Genomic DNA, 21,296 nt, shown 5'->3' with positions numbered 1-21,296 from the left:
TGTCCCCCCACCGTACGGAGTTCCCCGCGATGCACAGCCCCCACGACCCGTACGTCCGGGTGCGCGACGCCCGCGAGCACAACCTCAAGGGCGTGGACGTGGACGTCCCCCGGGACGTGGTGGCGGTGTTCACCGGGGTCTCGGGGTCGGGGAAGTCGTCGCTGGCCTTCGGGACGGTCTACGCGGAGGCGCAGCGGCGCTACTTCGAGTCCGTCGCGCCGTACGCCCGCCGTCTGATCCACCAGGTCGGCGCCCCCAAGGTGGGCGAGATCACCGGGCTGCCGCCCGCCGTCTCCCTCCAGCAGCGGCGGGCCACCCCGACGTCCCGCTCCTCGGTGGGGACGGTCACCAACCTCTCCAACTCCCTGCGGATGCTCTTCTCCCGCGCCGGTGACTACCCGCCGGGCGCCGAACGGCTGGACTCCGACGCCTTCTCGCCGAACACGGCGGCCGGGGCCTGCCCCGAGTGCCACGGACTCGGCCGGGTGCACCGCACCACCGAGGAGTTGCTGGTGCCGGATCCCTCGCTGTCGATCCGGAACGGTGCGATCGCCGCGTGGCCGGGCGCCTGGCAGGGCAAGAACCTGCGGGACGTCCTCGACGCGCTCGGGTACGACGTGGACCGGCCCTGGCGCGAGCTGCCCGCCGAAGCGCGGGAGTGGATCCTGTTCACCGACGACCAGCCGGTGGTCACGGTGCACCCGGTGCGGGACGCGGGCCGCATCCAGCGGCCGTACCAGGGCACGTACATGAGCGCCCGGCGCTATGTGATGAAGACGTTCGCGGACTCCAGGAGCGCCACGCTGCGGGCGAAGGCGGAGCGGTTCCTCACCAGCGCGCCCTGCCCGGTGTGCGGCGGCGGCAGGCTGCGGCCCGAGGCGCTGGCGGTGACCGTCGGCGGCCGCACCGTCGCCGAGCTGGCCGCGCTGCCGCTCACCGAGCTGGCCGGACTGCTGCCCACCGAGGGCGAGACGGCCAGGGTGCTGACCGAGGACCTCACCTCCCGGATCGCGCCCGTCGTCGAGCTGGGGCTCGGCTATCTGAGCCTGGACCGGCCCACCCCCACCCTGTCGGCGGGCGAGTTGCAGCGGCTGCGCCTGGCGACCCAGCTGCGCTCCGGGCTGTTCGGGGTCGTGTACGTCCTCGACGAGCCCTCGGCGGGACTGCACCCGGCGGACACGGAGGCGCTCCTGACGGTCCTCGAGCGGCTGAAGGCGGCCGGGAACTCGGTGTTCGTGGTGGAGCACCACCTGGGTGTGATGCGCGGCGCCGACTGGATCGTGGACGTCGGTCCACGGGCCGGGGAGCACGGCGGGCGGGTGCTGTACAGCGGCCCGGTCCACGGGCTGGCCGAGGTCGCGGAGTCGGCCACCGCCCGTCACCTCTTCGACCGCTCCCCCGCGCCCGTCCGCGAGGTGCGCGCCCCGCGCGGCACGGTGACGGTCGGTCCGGTGACCCGGCACAACCTGCGCGGGGTGACCGCGCGGTTCCCGCTCGGTGTGCTCACCGCGGTGACCGGCGTGTCCGGCTCCGGGAAGTCGACCCTGGTCGGCGAGATCACCGAGGACCTGACCGGCGTGGGCCGGCTGGTCTCCGTGGACCAGCGGCCGATCGGACGCACTCCGCGCTCCAACCTGGCCACTTACACAGGTCTGTTCGACGTGGTGCGCAAGGTCTTCGCCGCCACGGACGAGGCCCGGGAGCGTGGTTACGGCGTGGGCCGGTTCTCCTTCAACGTGCCGGGAGGGCGCTGCGATACCTGCCAGGGCGAGGGCTTCGTCAGCGTCGAGCTGCTGTTCCTGCCGAGCACGTACGCGCCGTGCCCGGACTGCGGCGGGGCACGCTACAACCCCGCCACGCTCGAAGTGACGTACCGGGGCCGGAACATCGCCGAGGTGCTGGACCTGACGGTGGAGGGCGCGGCGGAGTTCTTCGCGGACACACCGGCGGTGGCCCGCAGTCTGGCCGCGCTGCTGGACGTCGGTCTGGGGTATCTGCGGCTCGGCCAGCCCGCGACCGAGCTGTCCGGCGGCGAGGCGCAGCGCATCAAGCTGGCGAGCGAGCTGCAGCGGGGGCGTCGCGGCCACACCGTGTATCTGCTCGACGAGCCGACGACCGGCCTGCACCCGGCCGACGTCGAGGTGCTGATGCGCCAGTTGCACGGTCTGGTCGACGCCGGGCACACGGTGGTCGTGGTCGAGCACGACATGAGTGTGGTCGCGGGCGCCGACCATGTGATCGACCTCGGGCCCGGCGGCGGCGACGCGGGCGGCCGGATCGTGGCCGCCGGGACGCCCGCCGAGGTGGCGGGCGTCGAAGGGAGCGCCACCGCGCCCTACTTGGCCCGGGTGCTGGACGGCGGGAAGCGCCGGTGAAGTCCGTTCACCGGCGCACGGTCCCGCGGTGATGCCGGGGGTCGGTCACTCGCGGCCCCGCCGCTTGCCGCCCCGACCGGTCTCGTCCTCCGTGAAGGACTCGGTCTCGGCCTCGATGCGCTCCTTGCGGACCTGGCCGCGCACCGTCTCGTTCTCCGTCAGCTCCTCCGTGGTCATCCGGACGCGCTCCACCGGTACCGTCTCCGTCTCCACGACGGGGCGTTCCGCGTGCAGCGTGACCTCGTGTTCGGCCTCGCTGATCTCCGGCCCGGCCAGGGCCTCGTCACGGTTGGCGTCCGTGATGGGCTCACGCACCACGCGCACTTCCTCGTGGGTGACCGGAACGGTCTGCTGGACCTCTTCCGTGACCACGTACTTGCGCAGCCTGGCCCGGCCCGACTCGTGCCGTTCGACGCCGACGTGCATCTGCTCCTCGGAGCGGGTCATGGCCTCGTCGCCGCGCATGGCCTCACGGTCCATGGCGTCCTGGCGGCCGGTCATGCCGCCGGTACCGGCCGCGGCGCGCATGTCCCCGCCGCCGGTCTCGCCGGTCCGGCCGGCCATGCCCGCCGCACCCGCCGCTCCGGCGGCTCCGGCCGCGCCCGCCGGGCCCGGTCCCGCGGCGAAGCGGCCGTCGTCGGTGCGCTCGGCCTCGGACAGCACGCTGTCCCAGTTGATGCCGTAGTAGTCGTAGAGCCGGTGCTCCTCGGTCTCCGACAGATGGCCGCCCGCGTCGACGTCGACAGAGGGCGCGCCCTTGACCTGGTCCTTGCCGTAGGGAACCTCGAGGTGGTCCTGCACCAGCGCGGCGTCGCGGATGGGCACGAAGGACTCGGCGGAGCCGAACATGCCCGTCTTGACGCTCACCCACTCGGGGCGCCCGGTCATGTCGTCGAAGAAGACATGCTTGGCGTCGCCGATCTTGTTGCCGTCCCCGTCGTAGACCGGTTGGTCCAGGACGTTGGCGATCTCTTCACGGGTGATCATCTGCCATCACCCTCCTTTCGAGTGCCTGCCTTCCGGTTGTCCGCATCCAGCGGAAAGGAAACGGCACAAACTTCACAAAGCACACATACTTTTCGAAGGTGCTTTCCGCTGGTGACCGTGGACGGCGTCCTCGGTGGCCCGGGCCAGGGAACGGCGGTCACGGTGGCGGCCGGGCGGCAGGGCCGGGCGCACCTCCACCTCGGCCCTCAGGCCACGCGCCGACGCCACCCGCCACAGGGAGGCGAGCAGCGTGTCCACGCCGACGAACGCGGGCGTCGTGCTCACCGCCCGTTCCCCGGCCAGGTAGCGGATCCGGACCGGCTGGACCGGCACCCCGGCGTCCAGGGCGGCCTGGAACACCGCACGGCGGAAGGGTCCGTGGGCGCGTCCGCACCAGGTGCTGCCCTCGGGGAAGGCGGCCACCGCGGCGCCCGCGCGCAGGGCCCCGGCGATCGCGTCGACCGTGCCCGGCAGGGCCCGCGGCCGGTCCCGTTCGATGAACAGCACCCCGGCGCGCGCCGTCGGCCCGCCCGCCACCGGCCAGCGCCGGATCTCGCTCTTGGCCAGCATCCTCGCGGGACGTACGGCGGCCAGCAGCGGGATGTCGAGCCAGGAGACGTGGTTGGCGACGAGGAGCAGCCCGCCTCCGGGGACGGCGGCCCCCGTGACCCGGACCCGTACCCCCGCGGCCCGCACGATCCACCGGCACCAGTGCCGTACCAGGGCCGCGGGCAGCCTGCGCCGCAGGCCGGACGGCGCCAGGACGACGGCGATCCCGGCGAGGAGCAGCAGAGCGAGCGCGGTGAGCCGCAGCACGGCGCGCGGCACGGCCGCCGCGGCCGCCCGGGCCCCTTCCACGCAGGCGGCGGGGGTGCAGGGTGCGAGGGGCAGCCAGCCGCTCATCAGGCCGGGGCCAGCGAGAGGAAGTGCCGCAGGTAGCGCGGGTCGACCCGGTTCATCGGCAGCAGCACGTACAGGTCCGCGACGCCGAAGTCGACGTCGTGCGCGGGCTCCCCGCAGACCCAGGCGCCGAGGCGGAGGTAGCCGCGCAGCAGCGCCGGCAGCTCGGTGCGGGCGGCGGGCGCCGTCGGGCGCGGGACCCACGGCAGCAGCGGCCGCACCCGGTACTCCTCGGGCGCCAGGTGCCTGGTCCGTACCCGGTCCCAGGCACCGGCGGCGAGGGCCCCGCCGTCGGCGAGCGGCAGTGAGCAGCAACCCGCGAGCCAGGTGTGGCCGCGGTCGGTCATGTAGCGGGCTATGCCGGCCCAGACGAGTCCGATGACGGCGCCGTCGCGGTGGTCGGGGTGCACACAAGAGCGCCCGACCTCGACCAGGGAGGGCCGGATCGCGTCCAGCGCGGTGAGGTCGAACTCGCTCTCCGCGTACAGCCGTCCGGCGACCGCCGCGCGCTCCGGGGGCAGCAGCCGGTAGGTCCCGACGACCTGCCCGGTAGTCTCCTCGCGTACGAGCAGGTGGTCGCAGTACGCGTCGAAGGCATCGACGTCGTACCCGGGCTGGGGGCTCGCCAGCAGCGCGCCCATCTCCCCGGCGAACACGTCGTGCCGCAGCCGCTGCGCGGCCCGTACGTCGTCCTCGTCGCGGGCGAGGGAGACGGTGTAGCGGCGGGGCGCGGCGGGCTTCGGGGGACGGTCAGCGGTCAGTACGCCGGTCATGGGTGCTCTCCTGGTCGTGAGAACGGTGGTCGTGGGGACGGCTCGTCCCAGTTCTTCCGACACCGGCTGTACTGCGCATGACGACTGCCGGGAGCGCGGATGTGCGCTTCCTGAATGCCGGGAGCGAACGCGAGACGGGGCCGGGAGGAGCACCTCTCCCGGCCCCGCCCGTCCGCACCTGACGGCGAACGTCGTGAGGGCTACTTCTTGGCCACCTTGCGCGCAGCCCGCAGCCACTCCTTGTTCATGCTGGTGATGGAGACCAGGGGAATGCCCTTCGGGCACGCCGTCGCGCACTCGCCGGCGAGCGTGCACCCGCCGAACCCCTCCGCGTCCATCTGCCCCACCATGTCCAGCACCCGCGTCTCCCGCTCGGGCGCGCCCTGCGGCAGGACGTTCAGGTGGTTCACCTTCGCGGAGGTGAACAGCATCGCCGCCCCGTTCGGGCAGGCCGCGACGCACGCGCCGCACCCGATGCACTCCGCGTGCTCGAAGGCGAGGTCGGCGTCCGGCTTCGGCACCGGCGTGGCGTGCGCCTCCGGCGCGGCACCGGTCGGCGCGGTGATGTAGCCGCCGGCCTGGATGATCCGGTCGAAGGCCGAGCGGTCGACGACCAAGTCCTTGACGACCGGGAAGGCGGACGCCCGCCACGGCTCGACGTCGATGGTGTCGCCGTCCTTGAAGGACCGCATGTGCAGCTGGCAGGTGGTGGTGCGCTCGGGGCCGTGGGCGTCGCCGTTGATGACCAGCGAGCAGGCGCCGCAGATGCCCTCGCGGCAGTCGTGGTCGAAGGCGACCGGGTCCTCGCCCTTGAGGATGAGTTCTTCGTTGAGGGTGTCGAGCATCTCCAGGAAGGACATGTCGCTGGAGATTCCGTCCACCTCGTACGTGGACATGGCGCCGTCGGCGTCGGCGTTCTTCTGCCGCCAGACGCGCAGGGTGAGCTTCATGCGTAGCTCCGCTGGGTGGGGTGGACGTACTCGAAGACCAGGTCTTCCTTGTGCAGGGTGGGGGCGTCGCCGGTGCCGGTGAACTCCCAGGCGGCCGCGTACGCGAACTCGTCGTCCTTGCGGGCCGCCTCGCCGTCCGGGGTCTGGGACTCCTCGCGGAAGTGGCCGCCGCAGGACTCGGAGCGGTGCAGCGCGTCGAGGCACATCAGCTCGGCCAGTTCCAGGTAGTCGACGACGCGGTTGGCCTTCTCCAGCGACTGGTTGAACTCCTCGCCGGTGCCCGGGACCTTGATGCGCCGCCAGAACTCCTCGCGGATCTGCGGGATGCGCTCCAGGGCCTTGCGCAGGCCGGAGTCGGTGCGGGCCATGCCGCAGAACTCCCACATCAGCTCGCCCAGTTCCCGGTGGAAGGAGTCCGGGGTGCGGTCGCCGTCGACGGACAGCAGCAGGTTCAGCCGGTCCTCGGTCTCGGCCAGCACCTCCTGCACCACCGGGTGGTCGTCGTCCACGTCGTCCGCCAGGGGGTTGCGGGCGAGGTAGTCGTTGATGGTGGCCGGCAGCACGAAGTAGCCGTCGGCCAGGCCCTGCATCAGCGCGGAGGCACCGAGCCGGTTGGCGCCGTGGTCGGAGAAGTTGGCCTCGCCGATCGCGAACAGGCCGGGCACGGTGGTCTGGAGGTCGTAGTCGACCCACAGGCCGCCCATCGTGTAGTGCACGGCGGGGTAGATCCGCATCGGCACCCGGTACGGGTCCTCGTCGGTGATCCGCTGGTACATGTCGAAGAGGTTGCCGTACTTGGCCTCGACCGCCTTGCGTCCCATCCGCTTGATGGCGTCGGCGAAGTCCAGGTAGACGCCCTGGCCGCCGGGGCCCACTCCCCTGCCCTCGTCGCAGACGTTCTTCGCGGCGCGGGAGGCGATGTCGCGGGGCACGAGGTTGCCGAAGGACGGGTAGATGCGCTCCAGGTAGTAGTCGCGCTCGTCCTCGGGGATCTTGTTCGCGGGCCGGTCGTCGCCCTTGGCCTTGGGCACCCAGATCCGGCCGTCGTTGCGCAGCGACTCGCTCATCAGCGTCAGCTTGGACTGGTGGTCGCCGGTGCGCGGGATACAGGTCGGATGGATCTGCGTGAAGCAGGGGTTGGCGAAGTAGGCGCCGCGCCGGTGCGCCCGCCAGATCGCGGTCGCGTTGGAGTTCATGGCGTTGGTGGAGAGGTAGAAGACGTTGCCGTAGCCACCGCTGGCGAGGACGACGGCGTCCGCGTAGTAGGTGTCGATCTTCCCGGTGATCAGGTCCCGGGCGACGATGCCGCGGGCCCGGCCGTCCACCACGATCAGGTCGAGCATCTCGGTGCGGGCGTGCATCTCGATGGTGCCGGCCGCGATCTGCCTGCTGAGCGCCTGGTAGGCACCGAGCAGCAGCTGCTGGCCAGTCTGGCCGCGGGCGTAGAAGGTGCGGGAGACCTGCACGCCGCCGAAGGAACGGGTGTCGAGCAGACCGCCGTACTCGCGGGCGAAGGGCACGCCCTGCGCCACGCACTGGTCGATGATCTCGACGGAGATCTGCGCGAGCCGGTGCACGTTGGACTCGCGGGAGCGGAAGTCGCCGCCCTTGACCGTGTCGTAGAACAGGCGGTGGATCGAGTCGCCGTCGTTGCGGTAGTTCTTCGCGGCGTTGATGCCGCCCTGCGCGGCGATGGAGTGGGCGCGGCGCGGGGAGTCCTGGTAGCAGAACTGGACGACGTGATAGCCCTGTTCGGCCAGGGTCGCGCCCGCGGAGCCGCCCGCGAGGCCGGTGCCGACGACGATGACGGTCTTGCCGCGCCGGTTGGCGGGGTTGACCAGCTTCGCCTCGAAACGGCGCGTGTCCCAGCGCTCGTTGACGGGTCCGGCCGGGGCCTTGGTGTCGGCGACCGGCTCGCCGGTCGTGTAGTCGGCGTAGGTTGTCATGTCAGCTCACCACTCCGGTCATGACGCCCACGGGTACGGCGACGAAGCCGATCGTGAGCAGCAGCGCGAGGACGTTCGCGGTCGTCTTCAGGGCCCGGTCGCGGGAGCGGCTCCCGGCGCCGAGGGTCTGGGCGGCGCTCCAGAAGCCGTGCCGGATGTGCAGGCCGAGGGCGAGCATCGCGACGATGTAGATGACGTTGCCGTACCAGGTGGAGAAGGTGTCCACGACGTTCTGGTAGGGCTTGCCGGTCTCGAAGCCGCCGGAGTGCACGGTGCCGGTGGTCAGGTCGAGGATGTGCCAGACGATGAACAGGCCGAGGATGATCCCGCCCCAGCGCATGGTGCGAGTCGCGTAGCTGGCACGGGGCTTCTTGTGCACGTACTTGCTGGGCCGGGCGTTGATGTCGCGGCGGCTGAGCTGGTACGCGGAGACGGCGTGGGCGACGACGGCGACGACCAGCACGACGCGGATCAGCCAGAGCGTCCACTCGTAGTGCATGAACGGCTCGCCGACCGTGCGCAGCCAGTGGGCGTAGTGGTTGAACTCCTCGACCCCGAAGTAGATCTTCAGGTTCCCGATCATGTGGGCGACCAGGTAGAGCAGCATGACGAGACCGCTGACCGCCATCACTGTCTTCTTGCCGACGGTCGAGTCCCACACGGTGCGCGCCATGGACGGCCGTCGGTCCGTCCGCGTTGCCAGAGCCATGTCACAGGACGTTACGGGCCCGGCACCCCATCGGTCCAAGACATGGAACGCCTGGTTTCCATAGGTGCTGCCTATCGACGAAGTATGCTCGCGGTATGCAGTTGCAACAGCTCCAGTACTTCGTGGCGGTCGCCGAGACCCGGCACTTCACCCGGGCCGCCGAGGTGGTCCACGTGGCGCAGCCCTCGCTGTCGCAGCAGATCAAGGCGCTGGAGCGGGAGCTGGGCGCCGACCTGTTCCTGCGGGCGCGCGGGAACATCACGCTCACCGACGCCGGGGAGGCGCTGCTGCCGCTGGCCCGGCGCATCCTGGCGGACGCGGACACCGCCCGGCACGAGGTGCTGGAGCTGGCGCAGCTGCGCCGCGGCCGGGTCAGGCTGGGCGCCACCCCGAGCCTGTGCACCGGTCTGCTCCCCGACGTGCTGCGCGCCTTCCACGACCGCTATCCCGGCATCCAGCTGCTGATCGAGGAGGGCGGCTCGCACGACCTGGTGCGGGAGCTGGCGCGCGGCGCGCTCGACCTCGCCCTGGTCGTGCTGCCGCTGCCCACCGCCTCACCGTCGCTGACCACGGTGGAGTTGCTGCGGGAGGACCTGGTGGTGGTGTCGTCCCCGGAGTCGCCCCGGCCGGGCGGCGGGCGCCGGGCCGTACGCATCACCGACCTGGAGGGCGAGCGTCTGGTGATGTTCCGGCACGGCTACGACCTGCGGGAGCTGACCGTGGCCGCGTGCCGCTCGGCCGGGTTCGAGCCGGACTTCGCCGTGGAGGGCGGGGAGATGGACGCGGTACTGGGTTTCGTGCGGGCCGGGCTCGGCATGGCGGTCGTCCCACGCATGGTGGCCGCCCGCTCCGGGCGCGGACTGCGGGTGACCTCGCTGGCCCGGCCCGGCCTGCACCGGACCATCGCCCTGGCCCACCGCAGCGACGTGGCCCCACCGCGGGCGGCCCGGGAGCTGCAGCGGATGCTGCTGGAGCGGTGAGGGGCCCTCCGGGTGCCGCGCACCGCCGTCCCGCTGCGCACTCGCGCGCGGTGACGTCACGGGACGGCTGATGACGGTGGTCGCGCCGGGGCGGGCGCCACGGACCCGACCGCGCGCGGCGTGGCCGCGTCCGTGTCGGCGTTCGTCGCCGGAGGCGTGTCCCGGACGAGCCCGGTCGGCAGGCCCGGGGCCGCTCTCAGGCGAGCGTGGCCGGCCTGAGGACCTCCTCGCACCAGCGGCGGAAGCTCGTGGGCGCGGTGTCCGGCGTGCTGGGCTCGGCCGCGCCGTAGAAGCCCTGGGCGTCCATCGCCGAGGCCATGTCGGCCAGGCCCTGGGCGCCCGCCTCGCTCGCCCCGAAGCGGAGGGCCGACGCCCGGTACGCCTCCGGCGTCGTCTCCCGCACGCGTACCGGACGGCCCAGTACGTCCGACAGCACCTCGGCCATGCCCTTGGGGGTGAGGTCGTCCGGGCCGACGAGCGGGACGTCGGCGTGACCGGTCCAGGAGTCGTCGAGGAGCAGGCGGGCGGCCGTGGCGGCGATGTCGCCGGTGGCGCAGGTCCGCAGGACGCGGTCGGTGGCGTACGCCATGCGGAACTCGCCCGTGTCGCGCAGCGCGGCCGCCTGCCCGAGAAGGTTCTCCATCAGGAAGGGCGGACACAGGGCGCGGTAGTGCACGCCGGTGGCCGCGATCCGGTCGTCCATGGCCAGGGAGGCGGAGATCGGTCCGGCGTCCTTGGCCACGCCGCGTCCCAGGCTGGAGACGGCGACGACCCGGGCGACGCCCTGGCGCGCGATCACCTCGCACAGCGGCGTCGTGAAGTCGCGGAAGTGGCCCTCGACGCTGTCGGCGCCGGGCGCGGGCGGCACCAGCCAGAACACCCGGTCGGCGCCGGTGCAGGCGGCGGCCAGGACCTCGGGGTCGGCGTGCGAGCCCTGGAAGACCTCGGTCCGCTCGCGGGCGCGCGGGGAGAGCCGGGCGGGGTCGCGGGCGATGACGCGCGGGGCGGTCCCGTCGTCCCGGGCGTCGAGGGCGTCCAGGACGTTGTCGAGGACCTGGCGGCCGATTCCGCCGGTCGGGGTGGTGATGACGATCACGAGCGCAACTCCGGTTCAGGGAGGGAGACATGGGAGGGAGTCAAGAGAGGGACCGCGCCGGGGCGGGAAGCCCGTTCCGTACGCTTCCCGGCGCTCTCTCATCCTGTTCTCCGGCCCGGTGGAACTGAAGGACCGATCCGATCCCGGTCGTTACCCTGAAGGCAATACCAGGCAAGTTACCGGAGGCCACGGAGGGAGGCGGAGCATGGAGTCGCGTTCCCTGCGCTACTTCGTCGCCGTCGCGGAGGAACTCAACTTCGCGCGGGCCGCCGAGCGGCTGGGCATCTCCCCGCCGCCCCTGTCCCGGGCGATCCGCCGCCTGGAGACCGAGTTGGGCGTCACCCTGTTCGAGCGGACCACCCACAGGGTCACCCGGACCCCGGCCGGGGACGTCCTGCTCGCCGAGGCGCGCGTCGCGCTGGACGCCCTGGAGGCCGCCGGTCAGCGCGCCCGCCGGGCGGCCGAGGGACCGAAGCTGGTGCTGGCCGTGAAGGCCGACGGGGACGCGGGGCTGCTGGAGCCGATCCTCGCGCGCTACGCGTCCGAGCCCGGGTCCGTACCGGTCGCCGTCCGGCTGTGCGGGTGGCAGGAGCAGCCGCGGCTGCTGCGCTCCGGAGAGGCGGACGTCGCCCTCGTCCACGCCCCGTTCGACGCGACCGGCCTGGACACCGAGACGCTGGCCGCCGAACCCCGGGTCGCCGTCCTGGCCGCGAACCATCCGCTCGCCGCCCGCGACCGGCTGGAGCTGGCCGACCTCGGCCTCGACGCGGGCAGCGTGGAGCGGCACATCGACGAGGCCCGGCGCGGCCACGACGACCTGGCCCAGGTGCTCACGGCCGTCTCCCTCGGCAAGGCCGTCACCCTGCTCCCCGCCTCGGTGACCGCCCGCTACCCGCGCCCGGGCGTCGCCTACCGCCCGGTCCTGGACGCCCCACCGGTCGTCCTCTCCGTCGCCTGGCCCCGGCAGTCCCGTTCGACCGCCACGGCGGCGCTGGTCCGCGCGGCGACCGAGGTCGCCGAAGCGACCCGCAACGAGGAGTGAACCGGGCGGCGCCCCCGTTCAGCCCGTGGCGTCCACCAGTGCCAGGTCGTGCAGACGCTCCGGTGGGCCCGGGCGGGCGTAGTACCAGCCCTGGGCCGTGTCGCAGCCCAGTATGCGCAGCTGTTCGGCCTGGGCGCCGGTCTCCACGCCCTCCACGGTGACCGCGAGGTCCAGGCTGTGGGCCAGGGCGACGATCCCCTCGACGATCTTCAGGTCGACGGGGTCCGCCGGGAACTGCTGCATGCTCTGCGTGAACGAGCGGTCCAGCTTGAGGACGCTCACCGGCAGCCGGCGCAGGTTGGCCAGGTTGGAGTAGCCGGTGCCGAAGTCGTCCAGGGCGATGTCGACGCCCATCTCGGCCAGCCGCCGCAGCGGTTTCAGCAGGTCGTCGTCGGCCCCGATCAGCGCCGACTCGGTCACCTCCAGGCACAGCGCGTCGGGCGCGACGCCGGTCCGTTCCAGGATCTCGACGGTGTCCTGGACCAGTCCCGGGTGGGTGAGCTGGCAGGGCGAGAGATTGACGTTGATGCGCAGCGGTCCCGCGGCGCCGCCCTCGCCGTACCGCTCCCGCCACAGGCGGGCCTGCCGCACGGACTGCTCCAGGACCCAGCGGCCCAGCGGCACGATCAGTCCCGTGTGTTCGGCGAGCGGGATGAACCGGTCCGGGCCGAGCACTCCGTGCTGCGGGTGCAGCCAGCGCACCAGCGCCTCGGCACCGCGCACACTGCCGTCGCCGAGGTGGACCAGCGGCTGGTACTCGATGAAGAACTCGCCCCGCTCCAGGGCGGCGGGCAGCGCGGTGGTCAGCCCGTGCCGGGTGATGACACGGGCGTCGGCCTCCGGGTCGGCCAGCTCGAAGCGGTTGCCGCCCGCCGACTTGGCCCGGTACATGGTGATGTCGGCGCTGCGCAGCACCTCGGCCGGGCTGCGCTCGCCGGCCGGGCCCTCGACGATGCCGATGCTGCCGCGCACGGTCAGTTCGCGGCCGTCGACGCTGACCGGGGCGAGCAGCGCGTTCATGATGCGCCCGGCCAGCTCGTCGACCTCGTGGCGGGTGTCGGGCCCCGTGGTCAGCGCCACGAACTCGTCGCCGCCGAGCCGGGCGACCATCTCGCCGGGCGCGGTGGCGCAGGCCTGGAGCCGGTCGGCGACCTCCACGAGCAGCCGGTCGCCGGCCGCGTGGCCGAGGCTGTCGTTGACGGTCTTGAAGCCGTCGAGGTCGAGGTAGCAGAGGCCGAAACGCTGGCCGGGGCCCGCGTTCAGGGCCTTCTCCAGGCGTTCGAAGAAGAAGCTGCGGTTGGGCAGTCCGGTGAGCGCGTCGTGCGTGGCCTCGTAGCGCAGCCGCAGGTTGAGCAGCCGCCGTTCGGTGGTGTCCTCCATCAGCGCGAGCTGGTACTGCGGGGTGCCGTCGGCGTCGCGCAGCAGGGAGACGGTCAGGTTGGTCCACAGGACCGTCCCGTCGGGCCGGTAGAAGGCCTTCTCCACGTGGTAGTGCTCGCGCTCGCCGCGCACGAGTTCCTCGTAGAGCCGCCAGGTCTGCGGCGCGTCGTCGGGATGCGTCCACTCCGTCGCCCGGCGGCCGCCCAGCCTGGGGTCGGCGATGCCGAACATGCGCATCAACGCGTCGTTGACCTGGAGGACGTTGCCGTCCAGGTCGGCGATGCCGATGCCTATGGCGGCGCCCTCGAAGACCGCGCGGAAGCGGGCCTCGCTGGCGTGCAGGGCCTCGGCCACCACGCCCTGCGCCTTCAGCGCGGCCTGCGCGATGGCCTCCTGCTCGGCGAGGGTCCTGGCCCGCAGCGCCCCGGCGAACCCGGCCGCCATCGCGTGCTGGAGCCGTGCGGAGCGGGCCCGCAGGTCCTCCGGGTCGCCGTCCTCGCCGCAGTACAGCACCAGGTAGGCGTCGACGCAGTCCAGCGTCCGGGAGAGCGCCTCCGGGTCGGTGCAGTGCGCGTCGACGAGCGCGGCGCCGACCGCCCGGGCGTCCTCCGCGTCGAAGCTCCGCGCGTGCAGCACCCCGCTCAGCCGGCGGGCCAGCGGCAGCAGTTGGGCCTCGAACTCGGGCCGGGTGGACGACGTCGAGGTCACCGGGAACACCGCCCGGCTCCAGATCGTCGCGAACCGGCGCAGCCTGTCCTCCGGCCCGTCGGGCTCGGCGCTCACGCCGTACGCCCCACGCCGGCGAACCCGGAGAACGCGTAGCGGTCCTCTTCCTCGGGCTCCTCCTCCGGCCTCCAGCGCGGCATCGGAACCAGTCCGGGTTCCACCATGTCGTACCCCTCGAAGAACCGCGCGATGTCGTCGCGCGAACGCATGATCAGCGGATTGCGGATGTCCTTGTACACGTCCACCGCGCCCCCGGCCCGCTCGGCGGGCAGCGGGATTCCCTCGTACGAGGCGTGCGTGAGGACGAGCAGGCTGCCGGGCGCGAGCGCGTCGCTCAGCTCGGCCACCGCAGCGTACGGGTCGTCCTCGTCTTCCACGAAGTGCAGTATGGCAACCAGCAGCAGGGCGACCGGTCGATTCAGGTCGATCAGCCGCTCCACCTGGGGACTGGCCAGGATCTCCCGCGGCTTGAGCAGATCGCCCGCCACGACGTCCGCGTCCTCGTTGCCCGCCAGCACGGCCTCGCTGTGCGCGACCGCCACCGGGTCGTGGTCGACGTACACCACGCGGGCGCCGGGGCGGCTGCGTCCGGCCACCTCGTGGACGTTGCCGAAGGTGGGGATGCCGGAGCCGATGTCGAGGAACTGGTCGATGCCCTCACCGGCCGCGAAGCGCACCGCCCGGCGCATGAACGCCCGGTTCGCCTGCATGATCTTGGGGAGTCCCGGCATGAACTCCATCGCCCTGCGGGCCGCTTCCCGGTCGACCTCGAAGTTGTGCGAACCGCCCAGGTAGAAGTCGTAGATCCGGGACACGCTGGGCACCGAGATGTCGATGCTGCGAGGGGCCCAGGCGGGACGCTCCATCTAGCTCTCCAAGGCATAGGCGGTCCGGTGTTCGAGCTGAGGCTACTGATCGCCCGCCAAAGGAGCGAGCCCAAACGGAAATTGACCGTCCGTTCCCGGTCACTGCCTGCGGCACGTGCCGTGGGCGAAGGCATGCCAATGCGCACGAACGGGGCCGTCCCCTCCGTCTGGGTACGGAGGGGACGGCCCGCGGTCGCGCGCCGAAGGCCGGCAGGCGAAAGGTCGCTACTTCTTCGGCGCGCCGACCGGCTTTCCGTCGGGCTTGACGGCGTACCAGGTGCCGCCCACGCCCTGGCCGTTGGTGTCCCCGGCCTTCTTGTCGCCGGCGAAGGTGTAGATGGGCCAGCAGTCGATCGTCTGCTGGGCGCCGCCGTCCGGCCGGGTGAAGCTCATCAGGCCCTTCTTCTCCACGCCCTTGGTGTCGTTGGCCTCGACGGGCGCCACGACCGGCCACTTCTCCAGGCACGCGCCGGTGCAGGCCGAGACCGGCTTCGGCCAGGCCTCGTCCTTCATGAAGCGGTAGACGGTCATGCCGTTCTTGTCGACGACGATCTCGCCGAGTTTCGGGTCCTCGCGGGTGGACAGCCCGGCGGCCGGTTCGGCCTTGGCCTTCTTGCCGTCCGCGGCCAGCGCGAACCACTTCTTGCCGACGCCCTGGCCCTTGACGTCTCCGGCGGCGGTGTCCTTGGCGTAGCGGTACGCGGGCCAGCCGCCGATCGTCAGCTGCTTGGTGCCGTCGGGCCGGGTGACCTCGCCGAGCAGGTCCTTGTCGATGCCCTCACCGGCGAGGGCGTCGTCCGCGGCCACCGGCGGCCACTGGGTGGCGCAGTCGTTCTCGCAGGTCGTCTTGGGCGGCTGGGCGGTGTCGGCGTCGAAGCGATAAAGGGTGCGGCCCGCTCCGTCGGTCACCAGCGCGCCGATCTCGGCGTTCGCCGTGACGGACAGCTTGCCCGCGGGCTCCGGCGCGCTCGCCGAGGCCTGTCCGGCGCCCGCGCCGGTACCGAGTCCGTCACCGGCGCCGGTGCCGAGGTCGCCGACGTCGCCGGGGGCGGCCGTGGCGCCCACGTTCTGGCTGCCGGTGGCGCCGCCGCCGTCCTGGCCGCACGCCGTCGTCAGCGCCAGCAGCGCCGCGGCGCCCGCCACGAGTGAGGCGCTCCGCCAGGAGGTCTTCATCGTCAATCCCCGATCGTCACGAAGGTGTTGGGGCGCCCTGGTGGGCCGCCGCACGACCCTGGGTACGCACGGAAGAGCCCGTTGTGTTCAACCGGGCGCGGGATTTCTTCCCGTCCGCCACCGGCACGCGGCCCCTCGTACAGGCTTCCGGGCTCCCGCGCGAGCGGGTCCGTGCTCGTCAAACCCCTGGTGGGGCGGTGTCCCTCCTTCGGGGCAATCGCCGGCCACTCGGGTGTGGGGCGCTGCGCCAGGCTCCATGATCTGCGTCGTGCATGGACCCGAACCGACCCGATCCGCCGCCGCCGGACGGGTGTTGGCCCTGGTGACGCTGACGTTCACCCTCGTCGGCATACCGGTCGCCCCGGCGCAGGCCGACGCCTGCGCGTACGCGTCGACCGGACCGGACGGCACCGACGCGGTGGCGGTCGCCGGGAGCGCTTCCTGGCCCACCTTCCCGCCCTGCCCGAGGCCCACCCCGACGCCCCCGCCGACCCCGACGCCCACACCCACGCCTCCCCCGCCCGAGCCCCCTCCCCCACCGCCGCCCGCGCCGAAGCCTCCGCCGCCCAAACCCCCGGAGCCGACGCCCGAACTGCCGCCCCCGCCTCCGCCCGCGCGCCCGGCGCCGCCCCGGCCCACACCGACCCCGACCCCGACGCCCCGTCCCACCCCACCGCCGGTCCGCCCCGCGGTGCCCGCGCCCGCTCCCTCGGTCACGCCCGAGCCCACGCCCCGTCCGTCGCTCAGCCCGGTGCACTATCCGCGCCACCGCGCCGCCCGGGCGCCGCAGCGGTCCTCGCGCGGGGCCACGTCGCCGCTCGTCTTCGTCCTGCTCATCACGGTGCCCGCGGTGGTCGCCGTCGCCGCGCTCCGTGCGCGCTGATCCCTGGAGGCCTCCCTTGCCGGAATGGCTTGTTCTCACCCTCGCGATGCTGGCCGCCTGTGTCGTGGTGGTCATCATCACCCTCCTACGGCACCGCACCGCGTCCGACGACGAGGACATCACCGAGACCCCGGACGTCATCGAGTACATGACGATGTGGATCGGCGTGGTGTACGCCATCGTCCTGGGCCTGGCCATCGCCGGTGTCTGGGAGGCGCGCAGCGCGGCCCAGGCCGACGTGCAGACGGAGGCCGTCGCGCTGCACGAGGTCTCCGAACGGGCCCGGGTCTACCCGTCCGAGGTCCGTGACCGTATCCGGGCGGATGTCAACGCCTATGTCGGACACGTCGTCACCACCGAGTGGAAGGCCATGGCCGACCACGGCGAGGTGACCGACCGCGGCACCGAACTGCTCGACCGCGTCCGCGCGGACGTCACCGACTACGAGCCGAGGTCGGACTTCGAGGCGCAGGCGTACCAGCCTCTCGTCGATCAGGTGGCCCTCGCGGACCAGGCCCGGACCTCCCGCGCGCAGTCGACCGGGGCGACCATGCCGGGGGTGGTGTGGTTCGGGCTGATCGCCGGGGCCGTCGTCACCATCGGGATGGTCTTCGCCCTGCAGATCCGGCGCACGACCCGCGAGCTGGTCCTCGCGGGGCTGTTCTCCGCGCTGATCGCCTTCCTGCTCTTCCTGATCTGGGACTTCGACGCACCCTTCAGCCGGGGTGTCGCGGCGTCGACCGACCCGTTCCTGAGCCTCTTCCCCGGCGCCGGGGACTGACACGACAGCGGGGGCGGTGACGGCCGACTCGCCGTCACCGTCGCCTGAGCGGCCCACATTCTTGCCCCATTCGCGCGACTGCGATCGCGGCGACGTGCACGGCTTCCTAGCGTTTCGGACATCGAGGTGCATTCCTGGCGCGAGCGGAACAGGTCCGCCGCTGCTCCTCGGGGACCCGGAGGATTCACCATGCGCGCGATACCCGTCGCCTCGGTCGCACTGCTGGGCGGCGCCGCCCTCTCCGCCTGCGTACCGGCCGGGGCCGTGGGCTCGAACACGTTCGGCTTCACCGTCAGCCCCGCCACCGCGGCGCCCGGCGGCGAGGTCACGCTGGGCGTGGGCCGTACCGCCGCGGGCTGCCACGGGCGGGTCACGGTGACCTCGCCGGTGTTCGACACGGTCACCATCCCCCGGGACGAGTCCTCGGCGACGGCGCGGATCGACCGGGACGCCCGGCGCGGAGCGGTCTACCGGGTGACGTTCGCCTGCCGGGACAAGACCGGCACGGTGGACCTGACCATCGCGGGCGGCGGCTCGCACCACCCCTCCGACGAGCCCTGGCACTCCAAGGGCGTGCACGCCGGGGAGGGCGGCAGCGTCGCCGGGTTCGACGTGAAGCAGCTGGGGCTCGGTGCGGCCCTGGTCGCGGGGGCGGTGGGCACGGCGTACCGCCTCGCGCGCCGCCGTTCCGGCGCGGACGGCGGCTGAGCCCGCCCCGCCGAGCGCAGGACTTCGCCCCGGATCCGACGAGGGTCCGGGGCGAAGTCCTGTGCTCGTGCGCCGGTCGCGGGCGCTCAGATCCGCCGCTCGGACCGGCGGCGCATCCAGAACAGTCCGCCACCGGCGACGGCCGCGGCGACGAGCCCGCCGCCGATCGCGATGTCGGTCGAGGTCGCCCCGCTGGAGCTGCTGCCGCCGAGGCCGCCGCGGACACCGCCGATGACGGTGAAGGCCGCCGGCCGGGTCAGCCGCCGGCCCGAGCAGTTCACGGTGATGTCGTACGAGCCGGGCCTGGCGTCCTGCTTGATGGTGGCGGTGCCCTTCGAGGTCTCGTTGGCTCCCCTGACCGGGGTCAGGTGGGTGGTCCGGAAGGCGTCCGAGGTCATGGTGCCGCCCTGGGGGCAGCCGTCGACCGTGACGGTCATCTGACCGCCGCGGGCGATCACGCTGGGCAGCGCGACGATGTTGCTCGGCTGGTTGTGGTCACCCCCGGCGGAGGCCGTGGGCGCGGCCAGTCCGAGGACAGCGACGGCGGCGCCGGCTGCCGCGAGGGCACGAGTGGTGCGCATGTGATCCTCCGCGGAAGACGCCCCGGGTCCCGTCCCCGGTCGATCGGCGAGAAAGCGCCTCCCAGATAGACCCTCAGTTGCCCTGCCCGCACCCGCATTTCGGGAATGGTCCGTCCTGGTGAGCGGCCTACCGGGCCGAAACCGCGCGAGTGGATATCGCCGCAGGTCACGCCCCGTCAGAAAATCTCCGCCGGTCACCTCCCGGATGGCGCACGGAAGGACGCCCGCACCACCCGTTCGCCGCCGCCCCGTCGCCGGTCCCCCGCACGGCGCTTAGCGTGCTCGTATGCGCGGATGATCCGGCGACGGCCGGGTCGAGAGGGGAAGGCGAATGTACGACTCCGAGTTGGCCGAAGAGGAGGAGCGGCGGAGGAAGCGCGCTCCCTGGGGCGTGATAGCGCTTGTTCTGCTGACCGGTCTCGCGCTCATCCGCAACGGCTCCGGGGAATTCGACGTGGGCCCCCCGCAGCCCGCGTCGGCCGCCGCCTCGGACACCCGCGCGGCCGCCGCCGACGGCGCCGCCCCCGGCGTATCGCCGCTGCCGTACTCGGTGCCGGACCGGGTCTCCGTCCCCGCCATCCAGGTCGACGCGCCGGTCATGGGGGTCGGCCTCGACGCGGAGGGCTGGGTCGACGCGCCGCCGCCCGAGGACCCGAACCTGGCGGGCTGGTTCACCGGCGCGGTGTCCCCGGGGGAAAAGGGCACCGCGGTCGTGGTCGGCCATGTCGACAACGAGCAGGGCCCCGCCGTCTTCTACGGCCTCGGCGCCCTGAAAAAGGGAAACAAGGTGGACGTGCACCGCCAGGACGGAAAGACGGCGGTTTTCGAGATCTACGGCATCGAGGTCTTCGAGAAGAACAATTTCCCCGGCGACCGGGTCTACGGCTCGAAGGGCAGCCCGGAACTGCGGGTCATCACCTGCGGCGGTGGATTCACCAAGCAGAACGGCTACGACGGGAACGTCGTCGCCTTCGCCCGCCTGGTCGAGGTCCGCTGAGCGCGCCCCGGCCCGGCGGGCGCGGCGGCGCACTCAGATCAGGCGCCGCCGGGGGACGGTGAGGTGGTAGCCGGAGTCGAGCAGTTCGGGCAGGTAGCGCCGCAGGGCGCGGACACTCTGCGAACGGTCGCCCCCGGCGTCGTGCGAGAGCACCACGACGCCGGGGGCCGCGCCTTCCTCGACCCGGTCGACGATGGTGCCGGTGCCCGGTGTGGTCCAGTCGAGGGTGTCCACCGTCCAGGCGAGCGGTTCCATGCCGAGTTCCGCGCCGAGCTGGAAGGCGGCGCGGTTCCACGCGCCGTAGGGGGCGCGGAACCAGCGGGGCGCCTCGCCGCAGGCCCGCTCGACGACCTCGCTGGTGCGCTCCATCTCGGAGCGGATGCGGCGCCGGGAGAGCTTCGTCAGCAGCGGGTGGGACCAGGTGTGGTTGCCGACCACGTGCCCTTCGTCGGCCATCCGGGTCAGCAGGTCCCGGTTGTAGTCCGCCATCTCCCCGCACACGAAGAACGTCGCGCGCACCTCGTACTTCGCGAGTGTGTCCAGGATCCGCGGGGTGTACTCGGGGTGGGGTCCGTCGTCGAAGGTGAGCATCATGGTGCGGCCCCGGCCCGTCATGCGCAGGATGGGCTCGCTGCGCACCGGGGGCCTGCCGGGCGCGGCCGTCGGTGCGCCGTGTCCGGTCAGCGGCTGGAGACGGTAGGCGGAGGGCTTGAGCGGGCTGCGCTGCGGGGGCCCGGGGGCGGGTGCGGGCGGCTTCGCCGGGCCGTCCCCCAGGCCCGCCGCGAGTACGCCGCCGGCGCCGGCCGCGCCCAGGGCCGCGACGCCGGTGAGCAGGGTGCGGCGGGTGAGCAACTGGTCCTTCTTCATGACTCATCCCTCGCCCGGTCGCGGTGCGCCGCACCTGAGCAACACCGGGGCGGCGGCATGAATCCACCCGCCCGGCTCAAGATCGCCGGGTCTCCGATAGCCTCGCCGCGTGACGGAACAGCACTCCCATCAGTTCGAACGCGGCACGGACGGCCCCAAGGTCATCGTCGCCGGTGTCGACGGCTCCGACTCCTCGTTGCGGGCCGCGGCCTACGCCGGTGGGCTGGCCAGGCGGCAGGGCGCCCTGCTCGCCGTGGTGTACGTACAGCCGGTGCTGGCGGGGGGCGCGGCGCTCGGGGCGTCGGTGGCGGTGACGACCGACGAGATCGCCGAGGATCTGGTGGCCCAGATCCGGGACGCGGCGGAGCAGGTGAAGGGGATATTCGACGTCCGCTGGGAGTTCCACACGTTCCGCGGCGACCCGTACAGCGGTCTGGTGCAGACGGCCGACGAGCTGAAGGCGGACGCGGTGGTGGTGGGCGCCTCCGAGCAGGCCGGTCACCGGTTCGTCGGCTCGGTCGCGGTGCGGCTGGTGAAGGCGGGACGCTGGCCGGTGACGGTCGTGCCGTAGCACCG

20 protein-coding genes are annotated in these 21,296 nt (G+C 72.8%); 8 read left to right on the top strand and 12 right to left on the bottom strand.

What is annotated here, in order from left to right:
• Positions 1-29 precede the first annotated feature (29 nt).
• Positions 30-2,375 carry an ATP-binding cassette domain-containing protein gene (locus ACGH52_RS34410; protein WP_399945123.1) on the top strand — a complete coding sequence of 782 codons (2,346 nt, stop codon included), beginning with the start codon at positions 30-32 and terminating at the stop codon, positions 2,373-2,375.
• A gap of 45 nt (positions 2,376-2,420) precedes the next feature.
• Here the strand turns inward: ACGH52_RS34410 and ACGH52_RS34405 are convergent, their stop codons facing one another.
• The 6 genes from ACGH52_RS34405 to ACGH52_RS34380 all read right to left on the bottom strand — a co-directional run bounded on the left by ACGH52_RS34405 (position 2,421) and on the right by ACGH52_RS34380 (position 8,604).
• Positions 2,421-3,362 carry a DUF2382 domain-containing protein gene (locus ACGH52_RS34405; RefSeq protein WP_121702895.1) on the bottom strand — a complete coding sequence of 314 codons (942 nt, stop codon included), beginning with the start codon at positions 3,360-3,362 and terminating at the stop codon, positions 2,421-2,423.
• Positions 3,363-3,434: 72 nt separating this feature from the next.
• A complete protein-coding gene (locus ACGH52_RS34400; RefSeq protein WP_121702894.1) occupies positions 3,435-4,265 on the bottom strand; it encodes a 1-acyl-sn-glycerol-3-phosphate acyltransferase in 831 nt (276 codons plus the stop codon).
• Positions 4,265-5,035: a GNAT family N-acetyltransferase gene (locus ACGH52_RS34395; protein WP_399945118.1), complete on the bottom strand. Its 771-nt coding sequence runs from the start codon at positions 5,033-5,035 to the stop codon at positions 4,265-4,267. Before ACGH52_RS34395 ends, ACGH52_RS34400 begins: the two co-directional genes overlap by 1 nt.
• Positions 5,036-5,235: 200 nt before the next feature.
• Positions 5,236-5,985, bottom strand: coding sequence for a succinate dehydrogenase/fumarate reductase iron-sulfur subunit (locus tag ACGH52_RS34390; RefSeq protein WP_076972933.1), 750 nt, complete (start codon positions 5,983-5,985; stop codon positions 5,236-5,238).
• Positions 5,982-7,931, bottom strand: a complete 1,950-nt coding sequence (locus ACGH52_RS34385) for a fumarate reductase/succinate dehydrogenase flavoprotein subunit (RefSeq protein WP_210977053.1) — start codon at positions 7,929-7,931, stop codon at positions 5,982-5,984. Before ACGH52_RS34385 ends, ACGH52_RS34390 begins: the two co-directional genes overlap by 4 nt.
• Position 7,932: 1 nt before the next feature.
• The gene (locus tag ACGH52_RS34380) at positions 7,933-8,604 is read right to left on the bottom strand and encodes a succinate dehydrogenase (protein ID WP_399946980.1); all 672 of its coding nucleotides are present in this window, start codon (positions 8,602-8,604) and stop codon (positions 7,933-7,935) included.
• Positions 8,605-8,735: 131 nt separating this feature from the next.
• Here ACGH52_RS34380 and ACGH52_RS34375 point away from each other — a divergent pair, with 131 nt between their 5' ends.
• Positions 8,736-9,620: a LysR family transcriptional regulator gene (locus tag ACGH52_RS34375; protein ID WP_076972936.1), complete on the top strand. Its 885-nt coding sequence runs from the start codon at positions 8,736-8,738 to the stop codon at positions 9,618-9,620.
• Positions 9,621-9,816: 196 nt separating this feature from the next.
• Here the strand turns inward: ACGH52_RS34375 and ACGH52_RS34370 are convergent, their stop codons facing one another.
• Positions 9,817-10,716, bottom strand: a complete 900-nt coding sequence (locus ACGH52_RS34370; RefSeq protein WP_076972937.1) for an NAD(P)H-binding protein — start codon at positions 10,714-10,716, stop codon at positions 9,817-9,819.
• 205 nt (positions 10,717-10,921) lie between these two features.
• Between ACGH52_RS34370 and ACGH52_RS34365 the strand changes: the two genes are divergently transcribed.
• Positions 10,922-11,758, top strand: coding sequence for a LysR family transcriptional regulator (locus tag ACGH52_RS34365; RefSeq protein WP_399945112.1), 837 nt, complete (start codon positions 10,922-10,924; stop codon positions 11,756-11,758).
• Between the two features lie 18 nt (positions 11,759-11,776).
• Here the strand turns inward: ACGH52_RS34365 and rmdA are convergent, their stop codons facing one another.
• The 3 genes from rmdA to ACGH52_RS34350 all read right to left on the bottom strand — a co-directional run bounded on the left by rmdA (position 11,777) and on the right by ACGH52_RS34350 (position 15,903).
• Positions 11,777-13,921, bottom strand: a complete 2,145-nt coding sequence (gene rmdA / locus ACGH52_RS34360) for a cyclic Di-GMP phosphodiesterase RmdA (RefSeq protein ID WP_076972939.1) — start codon at positions 13,919-13,921, stop codon at positions 11,777-11,779.
• The gene (locus tag ACGH52_RS34355) at positions 13,918-14,730 is read right to left on the bottom strand and encodes an SAM-dependent methyltransferase (protein WP_076972940.1); all 813 of its coding nucleotides are present in this window, start codon (positions 14,728-14,730) and stop codon (positions 13,918-13,920) included. The genes rmdA and ACGH52_RS34355 overlap by 4 nt, the downstream gene beginning before the upstream one ends.
• A gap of 225 nt (positions 14,731-14,955) precedes the next feature.
• A complete protein-coding gene (locus tag ACGH52_RS34350) occupies positions 14,956-15,903 on the bottom strand; it encodes an SCO0930 family lipoprotein (RefSeq protein ID WP_123627537.1) in 948 nt (315 codons plus the stop codon).
• Positions 15,904-16,171: 268 nt separating this feature from the next.
• On the opposite strand from ACGH52_RS34350, the gene ACGH52_RS34345 reads away from it, so the two are divergent.
• The 3 genes from ACGH52_RS34345 (at position 16,172) to ACGH52_RS34335 (ending at position 18,275) form a co-directional block, all read left to right on the top strand.
• The gene (locus tag ACGH52_RS34345) at positions 16,172-16,786 is read left to right on the top strand and encodes a hypothetical protein (protein ID WP_399945107.1); all 615 of its coding nucleotides are present in this window, start codon (positions 16,172-16,174) and stop codon (positions 16,784-16,786) included.
• A 16-nt stretch (positions 16,787-16,802) separates the two neighbouring features.
• Positions 16,803-17,567 carry a DUF4239 domain-containing protein gene (locus tag ACGH52_RS34340; RefSeq protein ID WP_121701011.1) on the top strand — a complete coding sequence of 255 codons (765 nt, stop codon included), beginning with the start codon at positions 16,803-16,805 and terminating at the stop codon, positions 17,565-17,567.
• A gap of 189 nt (positions 17,568-17,756) precedes the next feature.
• Positions 17,757-18,275 carry a hypothetical protein gene (locus tag ACGH52_RS34335; protein WP_121701010.1) on the top strand — a complete coding sequence of 173 codons (519 nt, stop codon included), beginning with the start codon at positions 17,757-17,759 and terminating at the stop codon, positions 18,273-18,275.
• 86 nt (positions 18,276-18,361) lie between these two features.
• Here the strand turns inward: ACGH52_RS34335 and ACGH52_RS34330 are convergent, their stop codons facing one another.
• Positions 18,362-18,856, bottom strand: coding sequence for a hypothetical protein (locus ACGH52_RS34330; RefSeq protein WP_399945104.1), 495 nt, complete (start codon positions 18,854-18,856; stop codon positions 18,362-18,364).
• Positions 18,857-19,187: 331 nt separating this feature from the next.
• Between ACGH52_RS34330 and ACGH52_RS34325 the strand changes: the two genes are divergently transcribed.
• Positions 19,188-19,853, top strand: coding sequence for a class F sortase (locus ACGH52_RS34325; protein WP_059296993.1), 666 nt, complete (start codon positions 19,188-19,190; stop codon positions 19,851-19,853).
• Between the two features lie 33 nt (positions 19,854-19,886).
• Here ACGH52_RS34325 and ACGH52_RS34320 read toward each other — a convergent pair whose 3' ends face one another.
• The gene (locus tag ACGH52_RS34320) at positions 19,887-20,720 is read right to left on the bottom strand and encodes a polysaccharide deacetylase family protein (RefSeq protein WP_399945100.1); all 834 of its coding nucleotides are present in this window, start codon (positions 20,718-20,720) and stop codon (positions 19,887-19,889) included.
• A 109-nt stretch (positions 20,721-20,829) separates the two neighbouring features.
• Here ACGH52_RS34320 and ACGH52_RS34315 point away from each other — a divergent pair, with 109 nt between their 5' ends.
• Complete coding sequence (locus ACGH52_RS34315) at positions 20,830-21,291, top strand: universal stress protein (protein ID WP_076977572.1); 462 nt, start codon at positions 20,830-20,832, stop codon at positions 21,289-21,291.
• Positions 21,292-21,296 lie beyond the last annotated feature (5 nt).

The organism is Streptomyces sp. BBFR25 (assembly GCF_044590125.1).
In the GTDB taxonomy this organism is placed as follows: domain Bacteria; phylum Actinomycetota; class Actinomycetes; order Streptomycetales; family Streptomycetaceae; genus Streptomyces; species Streptomyces canus_D.
The sequence above is the reverse complement of the archived record's forward strand: the minus strand, read 5'-3'. Positions and strand labels throughout refer to the sequence as shown.

Excerpts from the sequence above, each read along its gene's own strand:
- ACGH52_RS34365 (WP_399945112.1), top strand. The coding sequence starts at position 10,922 with ATGGAGTCGCGTTCCCTGCGCTACTTCGTCGCCGTCGCGGAGGAACTC.
- ACGH52_RS34400 (WP_121702894.1), bottom strand. The coding sequence starts at position 4,265 with ATGAGCGGCTGGCTGCCCCTCGCACCCTGCACCCCCGCCGCCTGCGTG.
- ACGH52_RS34410 (WP_399945123.1), top strand. The coding sequence starts at position 30 with ATGCACAGCCCCCACGACCCGTACGTCCGGGTGCGCGACGCCCGCGAG.
- ACGH52_RS34375 (WP_076972936.1), top strand. The coding sequence starts at position 8,736 with ATGCAGTTGCAACAGCTCCAGTACTTCGTGGCGGTCGCCGAGACCCGG.
- ACGH52_RS34335 (WP_121701010.1), top strand. The coding sequence starts at position 17,757 with ATGCGCGCGATACCCGTCGCCTCGGTCGCACTGCTGGGCGGCGCCGCC.
- ACGH52_RS34355 (WP_076972940.1), bottom strand. The coding sequence starts at position 14,730 with ATGGAGCGTCCCGCCTGGGCCCCTCGCAGCATCGACATCTCGGTGCCC.
- ACGH52_RS34385 (WP_210977053.1), bottom strand. The coding sequence starts at position 7,931 with ATGACAACCTACGCCGACTACACGACCGGCGAGCCGGTCGCCGACACC.
- ACGH52_RS34395 (WP_399945118.1), bottom strand. The coding sequence starts at position 5,035 with ATGACCGGCGTACTGACCGCTGACCGTCCCCCGAAGCCCGCCGCGCCC.
- ACGH52_RS34330 (WP_399945104.1), bottom strand. The coding sequence starts at position 18,856 with ATGCGCACCACTCGTGCCCTCGCGGCAGCCGGCGCCGCCGTCGCTGTC.
- ACGH52_RS34320 (WP_399945100.1), bottom strand. The coding sequence starts at position 20,720 with ATGAAGAAGGACCAGTTGCTCACCCGCCGCACCCTGCTCACCGGCGTC.
- ACGH52_RS34380 (WP_399946980.1), bottom strand. The coding sequence starts at position 8,604 with ATGGCGCGCACCGTGTGGGACTCGACCGTCGGCAAGAAGACAGTGATG.
- ACGH52_RS34325 (WP_059296993.1), top strand. The coding sequence starts at position 19,188 with ATGTACGACTCCGAGTTGGCCGAAGAGGAGGAGCGGCGGAGGAAGCGC.
- ACGH52_RS34405 (WP_121702895.1), bottom strand. The coding sequence starts at position 3,362 with ATGATCACCCGTGAAGAGATCGCCAACGTCCTGGACCAACCGGTCTAC.
- ACGH52_RS34390 (WP_076972933.1), bottom strand. The coding sequence starts at position 5,985 with ATGAAGCTCACCCTGCGCGTCTGGCGGCAGAAGAACGCCGACGCCGAC.
- ACGH52_RS34350 (WP_123627537.1), bottom strand. The coding sequence starts at position 15,903 with ATGAAGACCTCCTGGCGGAGCGCCTCACTCGTGGCGGGCGCCGCGGCG.